The sequence below is a fragment of the Chryseobacterium capnotolerans genome (genome assembly GCF_021278965.1).
Lineage (GTDB): Bacteria > Bacteroidota > Bacteroidia > Flavobacteriales > Weeksellaceae > Chryseobacterium > Chryseobacterium capnotolerans.
Genome location: NZ_CP065589.1, coordinates 4,932,375 through 4,951,532, shown reverse-complemented (window position 1 = coordinate 4,951,532; position 19,158 = coordinate 4,932,375). Strand labels below are relative to the sequence as shown.

At 33.4% G+C, this 19,158-nt stretch carries 14 protein-coding genes and 1 pseudogene; 2 read left to right on the top strand and 13 right to left on the bottom strand.

Annotated features, from left to right (window positions below):
- Positions 1–44: 44 nt before the first annotated feature.
- The 9 genes and pseudogenes from tsaB to rpiB form a co-directional block, all read right to left on the bottom strand.
- A complete protein-coding gene (tsaB, locus tag H5J24_RS23545; RefSeq protein WP_068941204.1) occupies positions 45–719 on the bottom strand; it encodes a tRNA (adenosine(37)-N6)-threonylcarbamoyltransferase complex dimerization subunit type 1 TsaB in 675 nt (224 codons plus the stop codon).
- A gap of 86 nt (positions 720–805) precedes the next feature.
- The gene (locus H5J24_RS23540; RefSeq protein ID WP_068941202.1) at positions 806–1,555 is read right to left on the bottom strand and encodes an SDR family NAD(P)-dependent oxidoreductase; all 750 of its coding nucleotides are present in this window, start codon (positions 1,553–1,555) and stop codon (positions 806–808) included.
- 123 nt (positions 1,556–1,678) lie between these two features.
- The gene (locus H5J24_RS23535) at positions 1,679–2,050 is read right to left on the bottom strand and encodes a YraN family protein (RefSeq protein ID WP_068941200.1); all 372 of its coding nucleotides are present in this window, start codon (positions 2,048–2,050) and stop codon (positions 1,679–1,681) included.
- Between the two features lie 39 nt (positions 2,051–2,089).
- Positions 2,090–3,019, bottom strand: coding sequence for a S66 peptidase family protein (locus H5J24_RS23530; protein ID WP_068941199.1), 930 nt, complete (start codon positions 3,017–3,019; stop codon positions 2,090–2,092).
- Positions 3,016–3,702, bottom strand: a complete 687-nt coding sequence (locus H5J24_RS23525; protein WP_068941197.1) for a LysE family translocator — start codon at positions 3,700–3,702, stop codon at positions 3,016–3,018. The genes H5J24_RS23530 and H5J24_RS23525 overlap by 4 nt, the downstream gene beginning before the upstream one ends.
- Positions 3,703–4,001: 299 nt before the next feature.
- On the bottom strand, positions 4,002–4,520 hold the full coding sequence (locus H5J24_RS23520) for a hypothetical protein (RefSeq protein ID WP_068941195.1): 519 nt from the start codon (positions 4,518–4,520) through the stop codon (positions 4,002–4,004).
- Positions 4,520–6,673, bottom strand: a complete 2,154-nt coding sequence (rnr, locus tag H5J24_RS23515; RefSeq protein WP_068941496.1) for a ribonuclease R — start codon at positions 6,671–6,673, stop codon at positions 4,520–4,522. The genes H5J24_RS23520 and rnr overlap by 1 nt, the downstream gene beginning before the upstream one ends.
- A 608-nt stretch (positions 6,674–7,281) precedes the next feature.
- Positions 7,282–7,533: pseudogene (locus H5J24_RS23510) on the bottom strand (thrombospondin type 3 repeat-containing protein); the annotation flags it as partial.
- 359 nt (positions 7,534–7,892) lie between these two features.
- Complete coding sequence (gene rpiB / locus H5J24_RS23505) at positions 7,893–8,327, bottom strand: ribose 5-phosphate isomerase B (protein ID WP_065395543.1); 435 nt, start codon at positions 8,325–8,327, stop codon at positions 7,893–7,895.
- Between the two features lie 648 nt (positions 8,328–8,975).
- Here rpiB and H5J24_RS23500 point away from each other — a divergent pair.
- A complete protein-coding gene (locus H5J24_RS23500; protein ID WP_068941191.1) occupies positions 8,976–10,166 on the top strand; it encodes a phosphoglycerate kinase in 1,191 nt (396 codons plus the stop codon).
- Between the two features lie 321 nt (positions 10,167–10,487).
- Positions 10,488–12,461 carry a glycoside hydrolase family protein gene (locus tag H5J24_RS23495; RefSeq protein ID WP_141395632.1) on the top strand — a complete coding sequence of 658 codons (1,974 nt, stop codon included), beginning with the start codon at positions 10,488–10,490 and terminating at the stop codon, positions 12,459–12,461.
- Between the two features lie 1,022 nt (positions 12,462–13,483).
- Here the strand turns inward: H5J24_RS23495 and H5J24_RS23490 are convergent.
- The 4 genes from H5J24_RS23490 to H5J24_RS23475 form a co-directional block, all read right to left on the bottom strand.
- Positions 13,484–14,305: a class I SAM-dependent methyltransferase gene (locus H5J24_RS23490; RefSeq protein WP_068941187.1), complete on the bottom strand. Its 822-nt coding sequence runs from the start codon at positions 14,303–14,305 to the stop codon at positions 13,484–13,486.
- Positions 14,306–14,568: 263 nt separating this feature from the next.
- On the bottom strand, positions 14,569–16,431 hold the full coding sequence (gene mnmG / locus H5J24_RS23485; RefSeq protein WP_068941185.1) for a tRNA uridine-5-carboxymethylaminomethyl(34) synthesis enzyme MnmG: 1,863 nt from the start codon (positions 16,429–16,431) through the stop codon (positions 14,569–14,571).
- A 144-nt stretch (positions 16,432–16,575) separates the two neighbouring features.
- The gene (ybeY, locus tag H5J24_RS23480) at positions 16,576–16,995 is read right to left on the bottom strand and encodes an rRNA maturation RNase YbeY (protein WP_068941183.1); all 420 of its coding nucleotides are present in this window, start codon (positions 16,993–16,995) and stop codon (positions 16,576–16,578) included.
- A 4-nt stretch (positions 16,996–16,999) separates the two neighbouring features.
- Positions 17,000–19,156, bottom strand: a complete 2,157-nt coding sequence (locus H5J24_RS23475) for a patatin-like phospholipase family protein (protein ID WP_068941181.1) — start codon at positions 19,154–19,156, stop codon at positions 17,000–17,002.
- Positions 19,157–19,158: the final 2 nt, after the last annotated feature.

Here is a 19,158-nt window from a genome sequence, read left to right as displayed (position 1 = left end):
ATCTTCGCTTTTTTATGTAATTATCTTTTTCAAAAAGATAGAATCTATGATCCTTTTTTCTTTACTCCATGGAAGTCTTTAAGATAAAAGGGCTCAAAATAAGCCATATCTTCAAATTCTTTGTTTTCTATTTTCTCCAATGTTTTTTTAATCAGGTATTGAGCAGACGGATAAATATCTTCTCTAAAATCGGCATCAGGCAGATTTAAAATATCTTTAGCTTTCTTCGCCCCATCTCCTACAAAGACCACTCTTCTACCTTTAAATTCTTCAAAAGAATTTTCATCCAGAATCTTTGCTTCCGTTGCAGAAATTTCTTTTCCCGTAGAACCGTCATAAACGGCCGTATATACCTCCATTCTCCTTGCATCGATTAATGGCACTATGAATTCATAGTTTTGGCCTAAAAAAGACTCTAACATGCTTTCAAGAGAATTAACGGCAATAAACGGAATCTTCAGTCCATAACAGAACCCTTTTGCAGAGGCAGCTCCAATTCTTAATCCGGTATAAGAACCCGGTCCTTTACCCAGAGAAACCGCTTCAATGTCCTGCAGTGATATCCCTGCCCCTTCTAAAGCCCATTCTACATAAGTATGAAGACTTTCAGACTGCTTATAGTTTTCAGAAACTTCCTCGCACAGACACAGCAGCTTTTCGTTATCTGATATGGCCACTGAACAGTTTTTAGACGATGTTTCGAGATATAGAATTTTCATTTTCTTATTTTAAGCTAAAATATAACCTTGCGGAAAAGCAAAATCCATTTTAAAATTTTCCACAAATTTAGTCCTTTATTTTGAGACTATTTTTTATAGATTGTTCTTGGTTCGGCCTGAGCGCATGGATAGATACACATATCGGCAATGGTAACATGTTTCGGAGCATTTACACAGTACGCAATTGCATCTGCAATATCTTCAGCTTTTAATGCCTCATATCCTGCATAAACCGTTGCAGCCTTTTCACTGTCTCCTTTGAATCTTACCAATGAAAAATCTGTTTCTACAGCTCCCGGCTGGATGTTGGTTACCTTAATTCCGAATTCAGTAAGCTCTAATCTCATTCCTTCAGAAATAACATCTACTGCTTTTTTGGTAGCACAGTACACTACTCCATTCGCATAGGTTTGTCTTGCTGCCACAGAGCTGATGTTTACGATATGACCTAAATTTTTAGTTTTCATTCCAGGGATAATCATTTTGGAAACATAAAGAAGTCCTTTTACATTTCCATCAATCATCGAATCCCAGTCATCAGTCTTACCGGATGAAAGCGGATCAAGCCCGTGTGCATTACCTGCATTATTAATCAGAACATCAATATCTTTCCATTCTTCGGGCAGCGAGTTAATCGCAGTTTCCACCTCTTGAAGATTCCTTACGTCAAATATTAAACTAAATATTTCGGTATATTGAGATAATTCGTCATTTAAAGATTTAAGTACGTCCTCTCTCCTTCCACAAATGATAATTCTGTTTCCTTGTTTTGCAAGAAGCTCTGCAGTAGATTTACCGATACCGGAAGTAGCTCCGGTGATGAATATTGTTTTCATACAACTGATTATTATTTTAAAGCAACAATACATTAGTCTAATATTATACCAATGTCTCATCTTTATTGTTACATTGATATGTTGCTAAACTGATACATTATTTATCGTTATTTTTATATTTGATTAATTGGCATCCAAAGCATGGAAAGCATCGCTTATATGATCAATAATTAAGTTCTTCTTTTCGTCAGGCAAGACGGAAATAATATCAAATCTCACCTCATTCTGTTTATTGAATTCTTCCAAATAATGGTTTGCAGCCAAGACAATAGACTTGATTTTTGCTTTGGTTACTGCTTCCTGAGGCAGGATGAAAAAATCGGTAGATCTTGCCTTAACTTCAACGATAATAATCAGTTCATCTTTTTCAGCAATAATATCAATCTCTGCTTTCTGAAATCTGAAGTTTCTGGCCAGGATTTTATATCCGTTTTTCTGAAGGTAACCGGCAGCCATATCTTCAGCTATCTTTCCAAAGTCATTATGATCTGCCATAATTCTATTTTTAATAAGTGAATAGGAGAGTGATACTCCTTAAAATTCGATCTTAACCTTAGTACCGGCTTTTACTTTAACCGTTCCCCCAATTAAAAGAGGTCGGTTGTCTTTAATGTGTCCGTTTGGAAAACCAAATACTGTAGTGAATTTGTATTTTGAAATCCTATCTGAGATCAATTTATAGGCAAATTCATCAAAGCTGGCTTCATACTCCTTATTGTCTTTTTCATCACCCATATTGGTCATTCCACCAACGATAAGTCCTTTGATCTTGTTGAAAACTCCTGCCAGTTCCAGGCTCATTATCATACGATCCAGTGCGTAGAAGTTTTCCCCAATATCTTCAATGAACAAAATTTTATCCTTAAAATCAAAAGAATATTTGGTCCCCAGAAGAGCATAGATAAGGGCTAAATTCCCACCAATCAATTCTCCTTCAATATTCCCTGTTTTATTTAATCGGTGAGATTTTAAGCTATATTTAGGTGCTTTTCCTTTTAAAATATCAAAGACCAGATCGTAGCTTTCATCAGTAACTCCAAAACTGGATGTTTTGATGGTCTGCCCATGAATGGAAGCAAAGCCTTTTTTCAATAGATAGCTTTGTATAACGGTATTATCAGAATATCCAATATACCATTTCGGATTTTCTGTGAAGTTTTTCAGATTTAAATGCTGAATCAGATGCTGGCATCCGTAGCCACCTCTAGAGGCCCAGATTGCTCCAATTTCTCTATCATTTAAAGCCCAGTTGATATCTTTTATTCTTTCCTTTTCTGTTCCGGCGTAATTATATCCGTTAGAATATTTAGTATAGAGATGTTCCCCTAAAACAGGTTCGAATCCTTTACTTTTAATTAATTTTATTCCCTTTTCAAGTTGTGCAGCATCTACAGCTCCAGCAGGGGAAATAACAGCTATTTTGGCTCCTTTTTTAAGAGCTTTTGGAAAGATAATTTTTTTCATTTTGTTTGTTGATATTTTACTTCTTTTTTCTCAGCCTCTTCCAGTTGTCTGTCAAACTGATTGAACTTCTTAAAGCTCTGCAGGAAGATAAAGAAACTGAAAACAATAAGAATCACACCTACAACTCTTCTGATCCTATTGGCAAGCTTTTGGGTAAGTTTATCGTGAAACTGTTTAGCCAAAAATATTTTGGCAAGATCAATACCCAGATAAGTTCCTATTACAATGCTTATATATAAAATAAAACTGCTGGTGTCCGGATATTGATTCCTTACAGAAATTACCGTTACCAGCCAGAAAAGGATAACTCCTACATTTAAAAGATTAAAGAAAAAACCATTGAAAAAAGTCTTAATATAATTTTGACTAATAATTTTCTCTTCACCAGGCATATGCATTTTGGTTTTCGTTACCAGCATTACAATTCCGTAAATAAAAATCAGGATGGAAGTGATCCTGTAAAAGCCCGGATGCTTATCTATTAGGGTGACAATATCTGCACTGGCATAATAAGCTGCTACAATACACAATAAATCTGCAGTAATGACTCCAAGATCTAATGATAAGGCATGTTTGGGACCTCTGGAGAAACTGGTTTCAATTAAAAGGAAGAAAATAGGTCCTATAAAAACCAGACTCAACATGAATCCTAAAACAATAGCAGATAGTACAAGTTCAAGCATTAAGTGGTGTTTTAAAATGAATAAGATTTCATTTCGTTTTATACAAAGTTATACTTTATGATTTAATTATTCAATAAAGATGTGATATATCAACTTTTATTTTGGCTGCTATTTGAGGTATAGATTTTAGAAAGGAAGCGGGAAGCGGGGAGAAGGGGAGTTATGGTAGTATGAAAAATGAATTGTGGTTTAAAGCATTATTTTTCTAAATTTTCTATTAAAATAAATAGGTTATTCCTGCATTGGAATAACCTATTTATTTTTATTCTGTTTCCAGAGCTTACTGAGAAAGTCAGATTTCAGTTTTCTTTATCTGAACAGTTCTCGTTGTATATAAATTCAAAATCTTTTCGAATTTTGAATCCAAAAATACCTTTTTCGAAGGTATATATAATCTGATTTTTAAATAACATTCTTTTATAATCAATCAAAAAGCTTCTGGTCATATAGGAATATTCATATGCATTTCCGCTTAGATAGATGTAAGTAGTTTTACCTTTCTGATGGCTATATTTTCCACCAACTTCAGCAATCATATTTTTATAACAATATGTCTCTTTCACAGGATTCATTCCTGTAAGATAGTTAATCAAAAAGAATACATTAATGACAAGTGGAAATGTAACTCCGAAAAAATATTTTTTCCCTTGTTTTTTAACATCAATAATATTTCTGTTGATTAAAATATTACTTAGTACTATGAGAATAATAATAGCAGCAACAAACAGATAAAAATTGATAACAGTATTAAAAATTACTGTTACCAACAATATTGTATTCAGAATACTAAAAACAATATACTTATCTATTACGGTCATTATTCAACAATCTTAAAGTCCAATTGTTTCTGGATTAGATTCGCTTTTACTACTTTGATCTGAACCTGATCTCCCAACTGGTATTTGTTTCCGTGTCTCACTCCGTATACAGCATGTGTTTTGGCATCATACATATAAGAATCATCTACTAAATCTCTTAATTTGATAAGGCCTTCAGCACCGTTTTCAGGAATTTCTACCCAGAATCCAAATTCTGCCACTCCGGAAATGACTCCAGTGAAAGTTTCACCAAGATGTTTTTCCATAAATTTCACCTGCATATACTTGATAGAATCCCTTTCTGCATCAGCTGCTAATCTTTCCATAGAACTGCAGTGTTTTGCTTTTTCTTCCAGTTCAGGTCTGCTTGGAGATTTTCCTCCATCAAGATAATGTTGAAGAAGACGGTGGGCAAGCAAATCCGGATAACGACGGATAGGAGAGGTGAAGTGGCTATAGTATGCAAACCCTAATCCATAGTGTCCTATAGGTTCCGTAGAATATACCGCCTTACTCATACTTCTCATCGCAAGGGTTTCGATCATATTTTCTTCTCCTTTTCCTTTGACGTCATGAAGAAGTTTATTCAAAGATTCTGCAACCTTTTTGGTATTCGCTAAGTTCATCTTATATCCGAAAGTAGAAACAAAATCTCTTAACGATTCTAACTTAGCAGGATCCGGATCATCGTGAACCCTGTAGATGAAAGTATTATTAGTAATTTCTCCCTTTCTGGTTAAGGAAATAAATTCAGATACTTTTTTATTGGCTAAAAGCATGAATTCCTCGATCAGGTGATTGGAATCTTTACTGATTTTAAAGTATACTCCAACTGGCTCATTATTTTCATCCAGGTTGAATCTTACTTCACTTCTGTCAAAAGTAATGGCTCCGTTTTTAATACGATCATTACGCATAATCTTCGCTAATCTGTCAAGAGTATTGATCTCTTCAGCCAAATCTCCCTGACCTGTTTCAATACGTTCCTGAGCTTCTTCATAGGTAAATCTTCTGTCTGAATGAATTACTGTTCTTCCAAACCATTGTTTCTGGATTTCTGCCTGATCATTCAGTTCAAAAACTGCTGAGAAGGTATATTTATCCTCATTCGGGCGAAGAGAACATACATCATTACTTAATACTTCCGGAAGCATTGGTACGACTCTGTCTACTAAATACACTGAAGTAGCTCTCTGGTAAGCTTCATCATCAAGGATCGTTCCCGGAACTACATAATGCGATACATCAGCAATGTGAACCCCGATTTCCCAGTTTCCGTTTTCCAGCTTTCTTATGGATAGAGCATCATCAAAATCTTTCGCATCTTTAGGGTCAATGGTAAACGTACAAATATTACGCATATCCCAACGTTTTGCTACTTCTTCATCCGTAATACTTCTGTCTATTTTATCAGCATCTGCTTCTACTTCCTGTGGAAACTCATAAGGTAGACCATATTCAGCAAGAATAGCATGAATTTCTGTTTCATGTTCTCCCGGAGCACCTAATACCTGTATGATTTCTCCTTCAGGATTTTTATCTCCAGGTTTCCATTCTGTCATCTTTACAATAACCTTATCCCCATCTTCTGCATTATTGAATTTTGTCTTCGGAATAAAGATATCTGTATTGATTGATTTTTTATCACAAACCACAAATCCAAAATCCTTATGAGCCACCTTCTGAAAAGTCCCCACAAACTCTGTTCTGTTTCGCTCCAAAACCTCCAAAACGGACCCTTCAAGTTTCTTTCCTTTATAATGATAAGTTATAATAAGAACCTTATCTCCCTGTAGCGCATCCTTTACATTTTTAGAATGAACGAAGACATCGTCTTCTAATCCTTCCACATTTACATAGGCATTTCCGCTCTGGTTAAAATCAATAATTCCAGTAAGTGTTCCCGCAATTTTCAGGTTTACGATATACTTTCCTCTTTCTACTTCTTTGATCTTTTCAGATCCCTGAAGTTTATGCAGTGCCTGAATGACAAGTTCTCTTTGTCTTGGATTTTTATAATCTATTCCATCAGCAATCTGCTTATAATTATAAATTTTTGATGCATTCGCATTCATGAAACGAAGAATCAATCTTCCGATTTCCATCAGTTTCAAATCATTTTTATGACTTATATATTTTCTTTTTTTTGGCATTTTAATTTTTTTTAATTGTTGTATTCCGAACCCGAAATCTCTTCAATTTTTGAATTCTTACATCTAAAATAAAAATCCTTTTCATTGAGAGAAATGGCTACTTTATTATCTTCAACGAATAAAAATAAAGTTATTCCATCACTGTCCGAAATTATTTTCTCATTAGAATCTGATATTTCTGCAAATCTTCCTTTTGCATTATAAACCGTTCCATATTTTGTTACTAATTTAGGTACCCCTTTAAGGTTTCCTATACTCTTGCTACTCTCGTAATCATAAATACGAGGTCTTCCTATTGGAAGAATTGTTTTATTAGGAAAAAGATTAGCAAACTTTTTAAAGTTTCTCTCATCCCAGAATGATTGGAATATCAATCGCTGTACCAAGTTCACATCAGAATAATCAGTCCTGTCCAGCCCGCATCCCGCTTGATATATTCTATAAATAGAAAGATAAAGCACTTTCTTATTGAGATTCTTTGTATCTATTTTTTTGAAAATGTAATCTGCTAATGCATGATAATTAATATTTTTATTATTAGCTAAAAAATCATTTTCTATTTTTTGCAGCTCTTCTGCTGTATAACTTTTTGAGCTGGGAATTGCTTTACAACCTTTATTTTCCCTATCTCCGGGTATTGTAGGACACGCATCATCCTTGTCCAGAATTCCATCACCATCTGTATCTGGCCATGGGCAGCCATTATTTTCCGCGGGTCCTTCTACAGTAGGGCATGCATCATATTTATCAATCACTCCATCATTATCTGTATCTGCCCAAGGACATCCATTATTATCTTCTGATCCTTTTACCTCAGGGCACTGATCCATATAGAATGGAACTCCATCTTTATCCTTATCGGAAAGGCAAATCTTTTTACTGAATTCTTTTTGCATTTTTTTAATTCACTATGATCCATAATCTCTTGGGCATGGAAACAACTGATCATAAAAAATAATACTACAGATCCTTTTATTTTCATCAAACCTTAATGTTTAATTTAATCTTGTTTTATCTAAATCTACTTTATAACGGAGTCTTTAGTTTTGTATAAATTTACTACAAATCTGGAGAAGAAAAGAGAAAAACCTTCTATAAAATATCTTTTAAATATTACAAAGGTTCAGGAGAAGTATAGAATGTTATTTCTATTGAACACTGCAAATGTACAAATAAAAAATAAATAAGGCCTGCAATCAAATTACAGGCCTCAGTATATTTAGCAAACAGCAATCTTATCAACTCTGTTTTGGTGTCTTCCACCTTCAAATTCTGTAGAAAGAAATTTATCTACAATTTCAATTGCCAGTTCTTTTGATATAAACCTTGCCGGCATGGAAATCATGTTCGCATCATTATGCAGTCTTGCCAGTGTTGCAATCTCCGGCATCCAGCAAAGTGCGCATCTGATCTTCTGGTGTTTGTTCGCAGTGATCTGAACCCCGTTTCCGCTTCCACAGATCAAAATTCCCAGCTCATTTTCTCCGTTTTCCACAGAGGTTGCAGCAGGGTGGACAAAGTCTGGATAATCCACACTGTTTGTGGAAAACGTTCCAAAATCCTGAACCTCAAACTTTTCTGAAAGATAGTTCTTAACAATCTCCTTATATTCATAGCCTGCATGGTCCGCTGCGATAGCAATTTTTCTTTTCATAATACTCTTATTAAGCTTTTTTAGATTTTATTTCCTTACAAAGGTAAGAATAATAACAATTCGTGTTAGTAAACCGTGAGTTAATTGTGAAAAGGTATGTTAATAAGTGTGGAAAACTTTTTTCAACTTTCTATTTTCAAACCTGAATTTATTTCGTAATAGAAAATCTATTCTAAACTTTTCCCCACAACTTTCCAGATCTTTTCTTCAGCTATCCCCAAGCTTTTCCATAATAAAATAACTAATAATGCCTTGTTGGCAAAGTTATCAACAATTGTGAATAAGTGTGTGAATATGCATGTTTACAGAGATTTACATTGTGAGTTATTTATGAATTGTATACCAGTTGAGTATTATCAACTTTATGCCTAAAACTTATCCCCGTTACTAACAATACATAACAACAACAGCTTTATTTTTTTTTATAAAGAGAAAAGATTTGTTGATTAATGGGTGATTGGGTTCGGGGAAAGTTTTTGAAAACTTTTATTTCGATCAATCTGTTGAAAAAGTTTAAAACCTTACATTTGTGAAACGAAAAATCAAAGAAGTTTATAGAATTGCCCTTGCCGAAATTTGCTAGAATGTAACCTGGGCTGAAGAGGGCGATTGCCTGAAATTTGAGAAAAAATAAATCTAAAGATAAAAATGAAAACAATTAACGACTTCAATTTTAAAGATAAGAAAGCTCTTGTAAGAGTTGACTTCAATGTTCCACAAGATGATCAGTTGAATGTGACCGACAATACCAGAATTGTAGCAGTGAAACCAACTGTTGAAAAAATCCTTCAGGATGGAGGTTCTGTTATTTTAGTGACACACCTTGGGAGACCGAAAGGAGAAGTGAAGGATGAGTTTTCTCTAAAACATATTCTTGGTGAAGTTTCCAATGTTCTTGGGCGTGAAGTGAAATTTGTGGATGAGTGTATCGGAGAGAAAGCTGAACAGGCTGCTGCAGATTTGAAGCCGGGGGAAATTTTATTACTGGAGAATGTTCGTTTTCACAATGAAGAAGAAAAAGGAGACGAAGGTTTCGCTGAGAAGCTTTCAAAACTAGGAGATGCTTATGTAAATGATGCTTTTGGAACCGCACACAGAGCTCATGCTTCTACAGCTGTAATTGCTCAATTCTTTCCATCAACTAAATTTTTCGGTTTACTTATGGCTAAAGAACTTAAAGCAATTGATAAAGTTTTGAAAAGTGGTGAGAAACCAGTGACTGCAATCTTGGGGGGATCTAAGGTTTCTACTAAAATTACTATTATAGAAAATATTCTTCCGGCAGTAGACAATTTAATTATTGGTGGTGGAATGGCTTTCACTTTTATTAAAGCATTAGGAGGAAAAATCGGAACTTCATTAGTAGAAGATGATAAGCTTCCTTTAGCTTTAGAAATTTTAGCGAAAGCAAAAGAACATAAAGTAAAAGTATATCTTCCATCTGATGCAATCATCGCTGAGAGTTTCAGCAATGATGTTGAAAGAAAAGAAGTAGATATCTACGCAATTCCAGAAGGATGGATGGGATTAGACGCAGGTAATAAATCAAGAGATCAGTTCAACGATGTATTATTAAATTCAAGAACCATTCTTTGGAATGGACCGATTGGTGTTTTTGAAATGTCGCATTTTGCTGGCGGAACAATTGCTCTTGGAGACAGTATTGCTGAAGCAACAAGATTGGGAGCTTTCTCTCTAGTAGGAGGTGGTGACAGTGTTGCATTCGTTAAGCAATTTGGATATGCTGATAAAGTAAGTTATGTTTCTACAGGTGGAGGAGCAATGCTTGAAAGTCTTGAAGGACTTGAGCTTCCTGGTGTAGCTGCTATTAACAATTAAAAGAGATAAAAATTAAATATTTTGAAGCCTGCTAATAAAATTAGCAGGCTTTTTTTATGCTTGATTTCTCATTGAAGAATCCTGAATTTGGATGGAACTTTATTTCTTTTTGTTATAACCTTATGTTATATTGAAGACATGTCTTTTGATTTAGTGGAAGTTACGTTTTGACCTCGATTAACAAAGGATAAATTGAGGATTAAACCTTAGTAGAATAATGGAATTATTAGTATTTAATCATAGAAGTATTGCTAATAAAATGTATTCTTTTTAGTTTGAATTTTATAATTTTTTAGAACACTGAAAAATTAAATTTCAGTGATGAAAAATAATTTTTTACGACAAGTTTTGACGCTGACAGGGAATACATTTGCAATACTAAATTACAATATTATGATGTATACAAATGAATTTTTCGCCGTTGGAAATACTGCTCCCAATGATGATCTTGTACAGCTTATTGATAGCTTTACTAATGAAGTTGTTGTTTTTAAAAAAATAGCAACTTGGGTTGATGGTGATTCTTTAACAGCTAATGATCCTAGAGTTTTACAAGATCAGATTATTTATCGCTCCAGAGGAAATGATTATTATGTAAATACAATAATTTTTTCTAGTAAAAGGGTCTACGTAACGACTTTTGGTGTAAAGTCTTCCTATACTGTGGATCAAAGACCTGCCATTCAGAAGGCTATTGATATTTCTTCTCAACTAGGGTTGAAACTTGTTTTTCCTAGTGGCCATTATCTTATTAATTCTTATAGTGACAATGCAGAATTAGTTACTGCTCATGGAAATGTTCTGGAATTGAGATCTTATTTAGATATTGAATTTGAAGAATATAGTGTAATCAAGGTAGGGGAATTCTTCGATAATAAACCATTTGTTTTATTTTCTGGATTTAATCATACTGATTCTTCAAAATTTTTACCATTGTTTAATATTACATTGAAGGGGAGAGGAGTTATTGATTTTAATGGACAAGTTTCACAAATGAGAACTTCATATGTGAGAAGAATTGGCTTTGAAGGAGGAAATTGTACCAATATTGAAATTGATGGATTGTATTGGACGAATGGTGATTTAACTAATTGTATTGGAGCTGGTTGGAAAGGTAATGGTAATAAGGTAACCATTCAAAACTGTATTTTTGAAGATCTTGCTAAAAGCGTTGAAACAATTAATTACGATCATTCCACTATTTATGGAAATGCTAATTTTTTATCAGTTCACAATAATACTTTTATCGGAAATGAGCAAATGAGATTAATTGGATGTGCATGTGAGATCCATGCTAGTAATAGTTCTTTTTCAAATAATAAGGTTTATAATTATACGAGAATGAATTTTGTTGCTGGAGTTGGATCTGAGAAAGGAAATATTACTAATATTTCAATTTCAGATAATATTGCGGAAATTGTTAATTCCGGAGTATATATCTGGCCGGATAAAAACTGTACTATATCAAACGTATTAATTACTTCTAACAATATTAAACATGTTCATGTACAGGGAAAAAATAATATGTTGTATAATGGAGGTCAGGCTTTATTTATTGTCCAAGGGAAAGGTGGAAATTGTAAAAGAATTATAGTGAAAGGCAATACATCGCATATTCTTTATACTGAAGGTGATTATTCCAGAGTTGCAGCAGCTATTTTAGCTGATACAGAGTCTCTTGAAATTACTGATAACAATTTTATTGGTCATTATTCGGGAATTTTATTTGATTGGGACCAAGATGAGGAAATTAAAAAGCATAATAATTATTCTTTTGTAAAAATTTCAGGGAACAATATTACAGCAGCTTCTCAATTAGTAAAGATGGTTGCTGAAAAAGTTAATTATTGCCTAATTACCAATAATTCAACGGTTCTTGAGCATAATGGAATGGCAGATCTAATTAAAATTGAAAGCCCCATTATTCAATCAACAACTGTAAGAGATAATATTTACATTTCTAATCAACCAAAAGTTGAGTTTACACCTTCTTCTGTATTTTTAGCGGATCCATCCAATAAGGCAAAATACGCTGTATCTCTTGTAAGTACTCCTGTACCTAGTATTAATGCTGGAGCGTCAGTTTTGGTCAGTCCGGTGCTTTCTGGCAGCCATAAGAGGGTAGGAGGGATGTATACTATTCAGCCAACATATCCTTTCCCTGAACTCTTCTTCAATGCACACACTTTTGGAGCTGGAGGAACCGGAGATATTAAGTTTAAAGTTGATAATATGACTTCTACTGCTTTTTCAGGAAATCCAAATTTAGTTAGTAACTTGATTATTAATTTATAATGATGAAGACCGGTGCTTATCCGGTCTTTTTTATTGTGTTATATTTTCTTTTTTAATCATGTATTATTTTTTATATTTTATATTATTGTATATCAGTGTTTAAACTTATTTTTATTATTCGTTTTCTATCTGTTTTATCCTGTATTTTATCAATATTTTCTTGTTATATTATTTTTTAAGTTCTTATATTTTATTTTTCATTTTAATTATCTGTAAAACAGCGTTTTAACTTTTTAATTGTGATTTTGTAATTAAATTTTCGATTGATTTAATAGTTATATATTAGGTTTGAATATGTAATTCTGTTTTTTTATGTCTGAATTAAAAGTTCACGTGAAAATTATAATGCTCTTATATTTTATTGAAAATTTTTAGTTTTTCCTTCTGTGAAAAGTTTCGCGATGTATTGTTCCTATATTTATTTTTTAAGTGAATTTTATTTGAGATACTTTCCTAATTCTTAAAATATCAAAAACCCTATTGTATTTTTTTAAAATTCAAATAGTGAATTCATTCTAATTTTCTAATCGAACATAGATAATTTTTTTAGTCTTCTAAAATTTGAAATTAATTGAAACTTCTCTGAAGAGTAAATACAGAGTTGTAAATTTTTATTCAAAAAAATGACATTGAGAAATGAGTTAAAAATCGAATAACTAAAATTCTTTAAGGATTTATACGTAAAATGGAAATAATGGTTTAAATAATGTGTTTTTGCAAGAATTTGCTTTTGTATTTATGATTTCAAGCTTTTTCTATGGCTTACTTGCTAAATTTTTTTTGAGTTATAAAGATGTTATGACTTAGTTTATCTAACTAAAAAAATTATAGAATTATAAAAATGGAGTAGGGGGTGGAAAAAATCCAATTAACTATTTTTCGTTTAACTAAGAACTGACATAAATCTGTTTATTTAGATTTAAGTAAATAAAAAAACTCAGAGAAGATTTCCCTGAGTTTTTAAGTTTTTTAGTTCAAAATACTGAAAATTGACTTTCAGAAACGGTGCAAAAATCGATTATCTATCTTTTTTCGATAATATATATCAAACTTGAAAATTCGTTCGAAAATGAGGCTTTTATGTTCGAAATTGTTCCGTAGATGCTTGCTTTTAGCCAGAATAGAGGTGATTTTTTATATTTTTCGCTTAACATAGAGATGTAGTAAGAGTCAAGGATCAAAGGTTTGATCTTTCTCATTTTCCAATCTGGTTTTTTAGCAATCAGATTTTCCATTCCGTTTTTAGAAAAATGATAGATGTGTCTAGGTACATCATAGGCGGCCCAATATTCTTTATAATGTTTAGCATCATAAGAAGTAGGATTGGGTACAGCAATAATAAGAAGTCCTTTGTCTTTTAATTTTGAGTGAAAAATATTGAGCATTTCATCCTGGTTCTCTATATGTTCAAATACGTGCCATAATGTAATTGCATCTAAACTTTTGTCTTCGATTTTTTGAATATCATTCAGGATCTTTGCTTTGGTAATTTTCCCCTGGGCTGCTTTTCTTGCATCAGCATCCGGTTCAAATCCTAGGGTTTCAAAATCATTTTCTATATACTTTACAAATTCTCCTGCACCACATCCATAGTCTAATACTTTTGATCCTTGTGGTATTCTTTCAACAAGAATATTTTTTTTGTACCGAAGATTAAAAGACTGAAGAAATTTGTATAATTTTTCTTTCAGGCTTCCGGAATCCTGGTGATGAGAAATGTAATCTTCACTTTCATAATATCTGGAAATATTGGATGGAATAGGGGAGGTCTTATAGACTCCTTTGGTTTCTGTTTCTTTAATTTCAAATATTTCCTGTGAAAGAAAATGATCTTTTATTTTCATTGAATTTGCTATCTGTTATATTTAAATAAAATAGTAAGTATATACAAATTTAGTTCTTTATAGCATCCTTTTTGTTTGAAGATTGTGTAGAATTGTAGTGATAAATCTATACTATAATTTAATATTCTTCATCAGAATGATAATTATGTTTTAAAGTGTATATAACTTAAAAAATTAAGATATTCATCAACTTTTAAAAGTTAAATAAATACCTTAATTTTTGTTTTTATTACAAGAAATGTTTCACGTGAAACATTTTTATTTTAACGTCCTAAATAGACTAGTAAAACGTTAATATCAGCTGGAGAAACACCGCTTATCCTTCCTGCTTGTGCAATAGTTTTAGGACGTACATTAGACATCTTCTGTTTTGCCTCTGCAGAAAGACTTGAAAGCTTCGTATAATCAAAATCTTCTGGAATTTTAATGTTTTCCAGACGGTTTAATTTAGCTACATTCTCTTTTTCTTTTTCAATATAGCCTTTGTACTTGATGTTAATCTCAGCCTGTTCTCTTACTTCTTCGTTGTACTGAGATGAAGTTTCCTTAATAAAATCAATACCATCAAGTTTATCTAAAGTCATATTAGGTCTTGTAAGTATTTGAGCGGCTCTGTAAGCCTGATCTACAGGGCTGCTTTCTATTGATTCTAAAATAGGGTTGATAACGCCTGGTTTTAAAGAAGTTTCGCGTAAAAATTCTTCAAGTTGCTGACTTTCAGTTATTTTAGCCTCTACTTTTCTTAATCTATCTTCTTTTGCTAATCCAAGGTGGTATGCTTTTTCAGTTAATCTGATATCTGCGTTATCTTGTCTCAATAGAAGTCTGTACTCGGCACGTGAAGTAAACATTCTGTAGGGTTCTTCAGTTCCTTTTGTAATCAGGTCATCAATCAATACGCCGATGTAAGCTTCATCTCTGTTCAGGATAAATTCATCTTTTTCATGAACTTTATTGTGGGCATTAATCCCTGCAATCAGACCTTGGCCTGCTGCTTCTTCATATCCTGTAGTTCCATTGATCTGTCCTGCGAAATATAAATTGTCTATCAATTTTGTTTCTAAGGTATGCTTCAATTGGGTAGGAGGGAAGTAGTCATATTCAATAGCGTATCCCGGACGGAAAACTTTTACATTCTCAAATCCTGGAATATGTTTCATTGCTTTGATCTGTACATCCTCAGGAAGTGAAGAACTGAATCCGTTCACGTAGATCTCAACAGTTTTCCATCCTTCCGGTTCTACGAAAAGCTGGTGTCTGTTTCTTTCTGCAAAACGATTGATTTTATCTTCAATACTTGGGCAGTATCTTGGACCTAAACTTTGAATGGTTCCATTAAACATTGGACTTCTATCAAAACCTTCACGAAGAATATCATGAACAGTTTCGTTAGTATATACAATATGGCAACTTAATTGTTTCGTTAATTTCGGAGTGTCAAGATAGCTGAACTTTTGAGGTTTTTCATCTCCTCTCTGTTCTTCCATTTTTGAATAATCCAAACTTCTTCCATCAACTCTTGGTGGGGTACCGGTTTTCATTCTTCCAGCTTCGAAACCTAAACTTACCAATTGTTCGGTGATCCCAAATGCTCTTGGTTCACCCATTCTTCCACCACCTAGTTGTTTGTCTCCAACGTGAATTAATCCGTTCAAAAAAGTTCCGTTGGTAAGAACTACAGATTTTGCTTTAATCTCAATTCCTAAAGAAGTAATTACTCCGGTTACTTTATTATTTTCAACAACCAGTTGTTTCACCATATCCTGAAAGAAATCAAGATTGGGAGTATTCTCTAAAGCCAGTCGCCATTCTTCGGCAAAAAGCATTCTGTCATTCTGGGTTCTCGGGGACCACATGGCAGGACCTTTTGAAAGATTCAGCATTTTGAATTGGATGGCAGATTTGTCTGCTACGATTCCGGAGTATCCACCCATCGCGTCAATCTCTCTTACGATTTGTCCTTTTGCGATTCCACCCATTGCGGGGTTGCAACTCATCTGTCCGATGGTCTGCATATTCATTGTAACCAATAGTGTTTTTGAACCCAAGTTGGCTGCCGCTGCTGCTGCTTCACATCCTGCGTGTCCTGCACCTACTACGATTACGTCATATATTTCTGAAATCATTTTTATCTCGCTTGTTTAAGCTTTAAACCTTAACTTTAACTACAATGTTTCACGTGAAACATTTTTGAAGAATGCACTCTAGGTAAACGTATATTACTGCTAGAATTGAGTACTTTAGATATGGGACTTAAAGTGATATTTAATTTAATTCTTTGAATCCCTATACTTGCTTAAGTACAAATCTTCCATTCTTCGCATCTCTTTTTCTTCTTCCTCTGTCTTGTCTTTATAGCCTATTAGGTGTAAAATTCCGTGGGCTAAAACCCTTCTTAATTCATCTTCATAATCTCGGGAAAGGGTAGAGGCATTATCCGAAATGCGTTGCAAAGATACGAAAATCTCAGCGCTTATTGTCTTGCCTTTTACATAATCAAAAGTGATGATGTCCGTATAATAATCATGCTGTAAATAATCCTGATTAATCTTTAAAAGATATTCATCATCACAGAAAATGTAGTTGATTTCTCCTAGTTTTTTTCCTTCTGAAAGAATGAGATCTTCCAGCCATTGTTTGTAATCTGTATCTACCGACTCCGGTAAATTTTCGTAAAAGAATTGTATCATTGTATTAAAACCAGTGTCCTAAAATAACACTGAATATGCCTTTTTGATTGTTTTTAAGTGAGTGGCTGAAGTTCACTTTAATCTGCCCGAAAGGAGATTTATATCCAGCCGTAATGCCAAGCGAGCTATAATTTACTTTAACTGCATCTTCAAATTTAATATCGTTGGAAAGGTTGGCAAAGCTAAAATTTCCGCTGATAAAATAGTTTTTATTAAACTTAAACTGAAGATCATTAGATGCCAAAATTACGTTATTCGTTTGTAATTGGGCAAAGTAAAACCCTCCAAAACGTTTGAAGTTGATAATATTTTGTTCGAAAATTCCCCCCAATCTGTATTGATAATAGAGTGGAAGATGTTCTCCAAGAGTAATTCCACCAAATAAATTAAGACGGTAAGTAAACTGTTTTCCTAAAGGAATATTGATCTTTAAATCTGCCTTTATCTGAACGATTCTTTTTTCAACCTCAGATTTTAAAAGGTCAACTACCTTTCCTTCAGCCATAAAATAGACTCCTTTGGTTGGAAATTCCTTGTCATCCTGAGTATCAGTCTTAAGAAATACATAAGGATTTAAAAAGCGGCTATAACGTCTGTTATCGCCATTAATTTCAGCTTTGAAATAGTCATGGCTTATACCACCACCAATAGCGTATTTATCCTTCCATACAGACTGTATATAAGCCTCGTTTCTCATCCATTCCCATTTGTCGATAATATTATTATCTGCATTTTTCAGATCAAAACTCATTCCGGAAGAATAAATACCAAATCCTGGAATATATCCGTTATCAATAAAATAATTCAGGTAATATCTTAATTTATCACCTACTACTACATCTACTGAAAGGTTAGAATTTTTAAATAAAAGTCTTTTTGCGGAATAATTCAAGAGTAATCCGGTTTTGAAAATTTCATCATAATGCAATCCGAATTTTAAGAAATGTCGCGCATCATCTTCGGTAACATAAAGCTTTAAATAATTGGCATCATTTTCCTGAACAATATCATAGTTAATGAATTTGTAGTTGTTGGTAGCAACAAGTTTATCCACCATTTTATTGATATTACCATAGGTCTGCAAAGAGGGTAGACGTAGTCCCATTTTCCCGAGAGTATAGTTTTTACCATATATTTTGCTTCCTTCTATAGAAATACTGTCTATCTTATATACATTGGAATAAATTGGATTTACGCGCTGTCTGAGGCGGTCAAACGTGCGCTTGGGAAGCTGATCCAGAATCTGGGAATATTTTAAACCTTCTACGTAGCCGCTGTCAAGAATTTTTTTCTTCTCGTCATAGCTTGTAGCAGACATTCCCTTAAGGTTAGGTTTAATATTAATGTCTGTGTATTTATATTGTTTTCTGGTATCTCTTTTGATTCCGAAATCAATGACCTGATTCAGAATGGATATAATATTGTTTAAATCTTCTCTTTTGGATAGATCCTGGTTCAGATCCACACCGATAACGATGTCAATTCCACGATCCTTTAATGGCTTTGATGGATAGTTTACCGTCATCGCTCCATCAATATAAATACTGTCACCAATTTTAACCGGATCCATTAAAGAAGGAAAGGCAGAACTGGCCATAATAGACTGTACGAGATCTCCTTTTTCAAAAATTTGCATATTGCCGCTTTCAAGATTGGTAGCAACGCATAAAAAAGGAATAGGCATCTTAGAAAAGTCTTCAATATTGGAAACATTTTTAAAAAGTTCCTTTAAAAGATAAACATTTCTTTGCCCGGTACTGATAGAAGAAGGAAGTGTTATTTTCCCATTTTTTAAGGGAATAGATAAAAGATATTTATCTACAGACTTATTGAAAAAGGTGGTTTCCTTTCTGGATTTCGGGTCCATAATTAAAGAATAGAAATCCGTATCCATCACGATTTTTTCTATTTCTTTACCGGAATATCCGGAAGCATACAAGCCGCCAACAATGGCTCCCATGCTGGTTCCGGCTATATAATCCACTTTTACTCCTAATGAATCTAATACTTTAAGCACTCCTACATGTGAAAAACCTTTGGCACCACCACCGGCAAGCGATAGTCCTATTTTAGGGTTTTTCGGAATCACCAGGTCTTTCTTTACCTGTGACTGGATCCATAGTAATGGGAATATGAAAAGAAGAATCAGGAGCTTTCTCATAG

Bases quoted from the DNA above. Each gene is read 5' to 3' on its own strand.
- H5J24_RS23490 (WP_068941187.1), bottom strand. From the start codon at position 14,305: ATGAAAATAAAAGATCATTTTCTTTCACAGGAAATATTTGAAATTAAA.
- rpiB (WP_065395543.1), bottom strand. From the start codon at position 8,327: ATGAAAAGAAAAATTGCTATCGCAGCGGACCATGCAGGCTATGAATAT.
- H5J24_RS23475 (WP_068941181.1), bottom strand. From the start codon at position 19,156: ATGAGAAAGCTCCTGATTCTTCTTTTCATATTCCCATTACTATGGATC.
- tsaB (WP_068941204.1), bottom strand. From the start codon at position 719: ATGAAAATTCTATATCTCGAAACATCGTCTAAAAACTGTTCAGTGGCC.
- mnmG (WP_068941185.1), bottom strand. From the start codon at position 16,431: ATGATTTCAGAAATATATGACGTAATCGTAGTAGGTGCAGGACACGCA.
- rnr (WP_068941496.1), bottom strand. From the start codon at position 6,673: ATGCCAAAAAAAAGAAAATATATAAGTCATAAAAATGATTTGAAACTG.
- H5J24_RS23525 (WP_068941197.1), bottom strand. From the start codon at position 3,702: ATGCTTGAACTTGTACTATCTGCTATTGTTTTAGGATTCATGTTGAGT.
- H5J24_RS23500 (WP_068941191.1), top strand. From the start codon at position 8,976: ATGAAAACAATTAACGACTTCAATTTTAAAGATAAGAAAGCTCTTGTA.
- H5J24_RS23530 (WP_068941199.1), bottom strand. From the start codon at position 3,019: ATGAAAAAAATTATCTTTCCAAAAGCTCTTAAAAAAGGAGCCAAAATA.
- H5J24_RS23520 (WP_068941195.1), bottom strand. From the start codon at position 4,520: ATGACCGTAATAGATAAGTATATTGTTTTTAGTATTCTGAATACAATA.
- H5J24_RS23540 (WP_068941202.1), bottom strand. From the start codon at position 1,555: ATGAAAACAATATTCATCACCGGAGCTACTTCCGGTATCGGTAAATCT.
- ybeY (WP_068941183.1), bottom strand. From the start codon at position 16,995: ATGATACAATTCTTTTACGAAAATTTACCGGAGTCGGTAGATACAGAT.
- H5J24_RS23495 (WP_141395632.1), top strand. From the start codon at position 10,488: ATGAAAAATAATTTTTTACGACAAGTTTTGACGCTGACAGGGAATACA.
- H5J24_RS23535 (WP_068941200.1), bottom strand. From the start codon at position 2,050: ATGGCAGATCATAATGACTTTGGAAAGATAGCTGAAGATATGGCTGCC.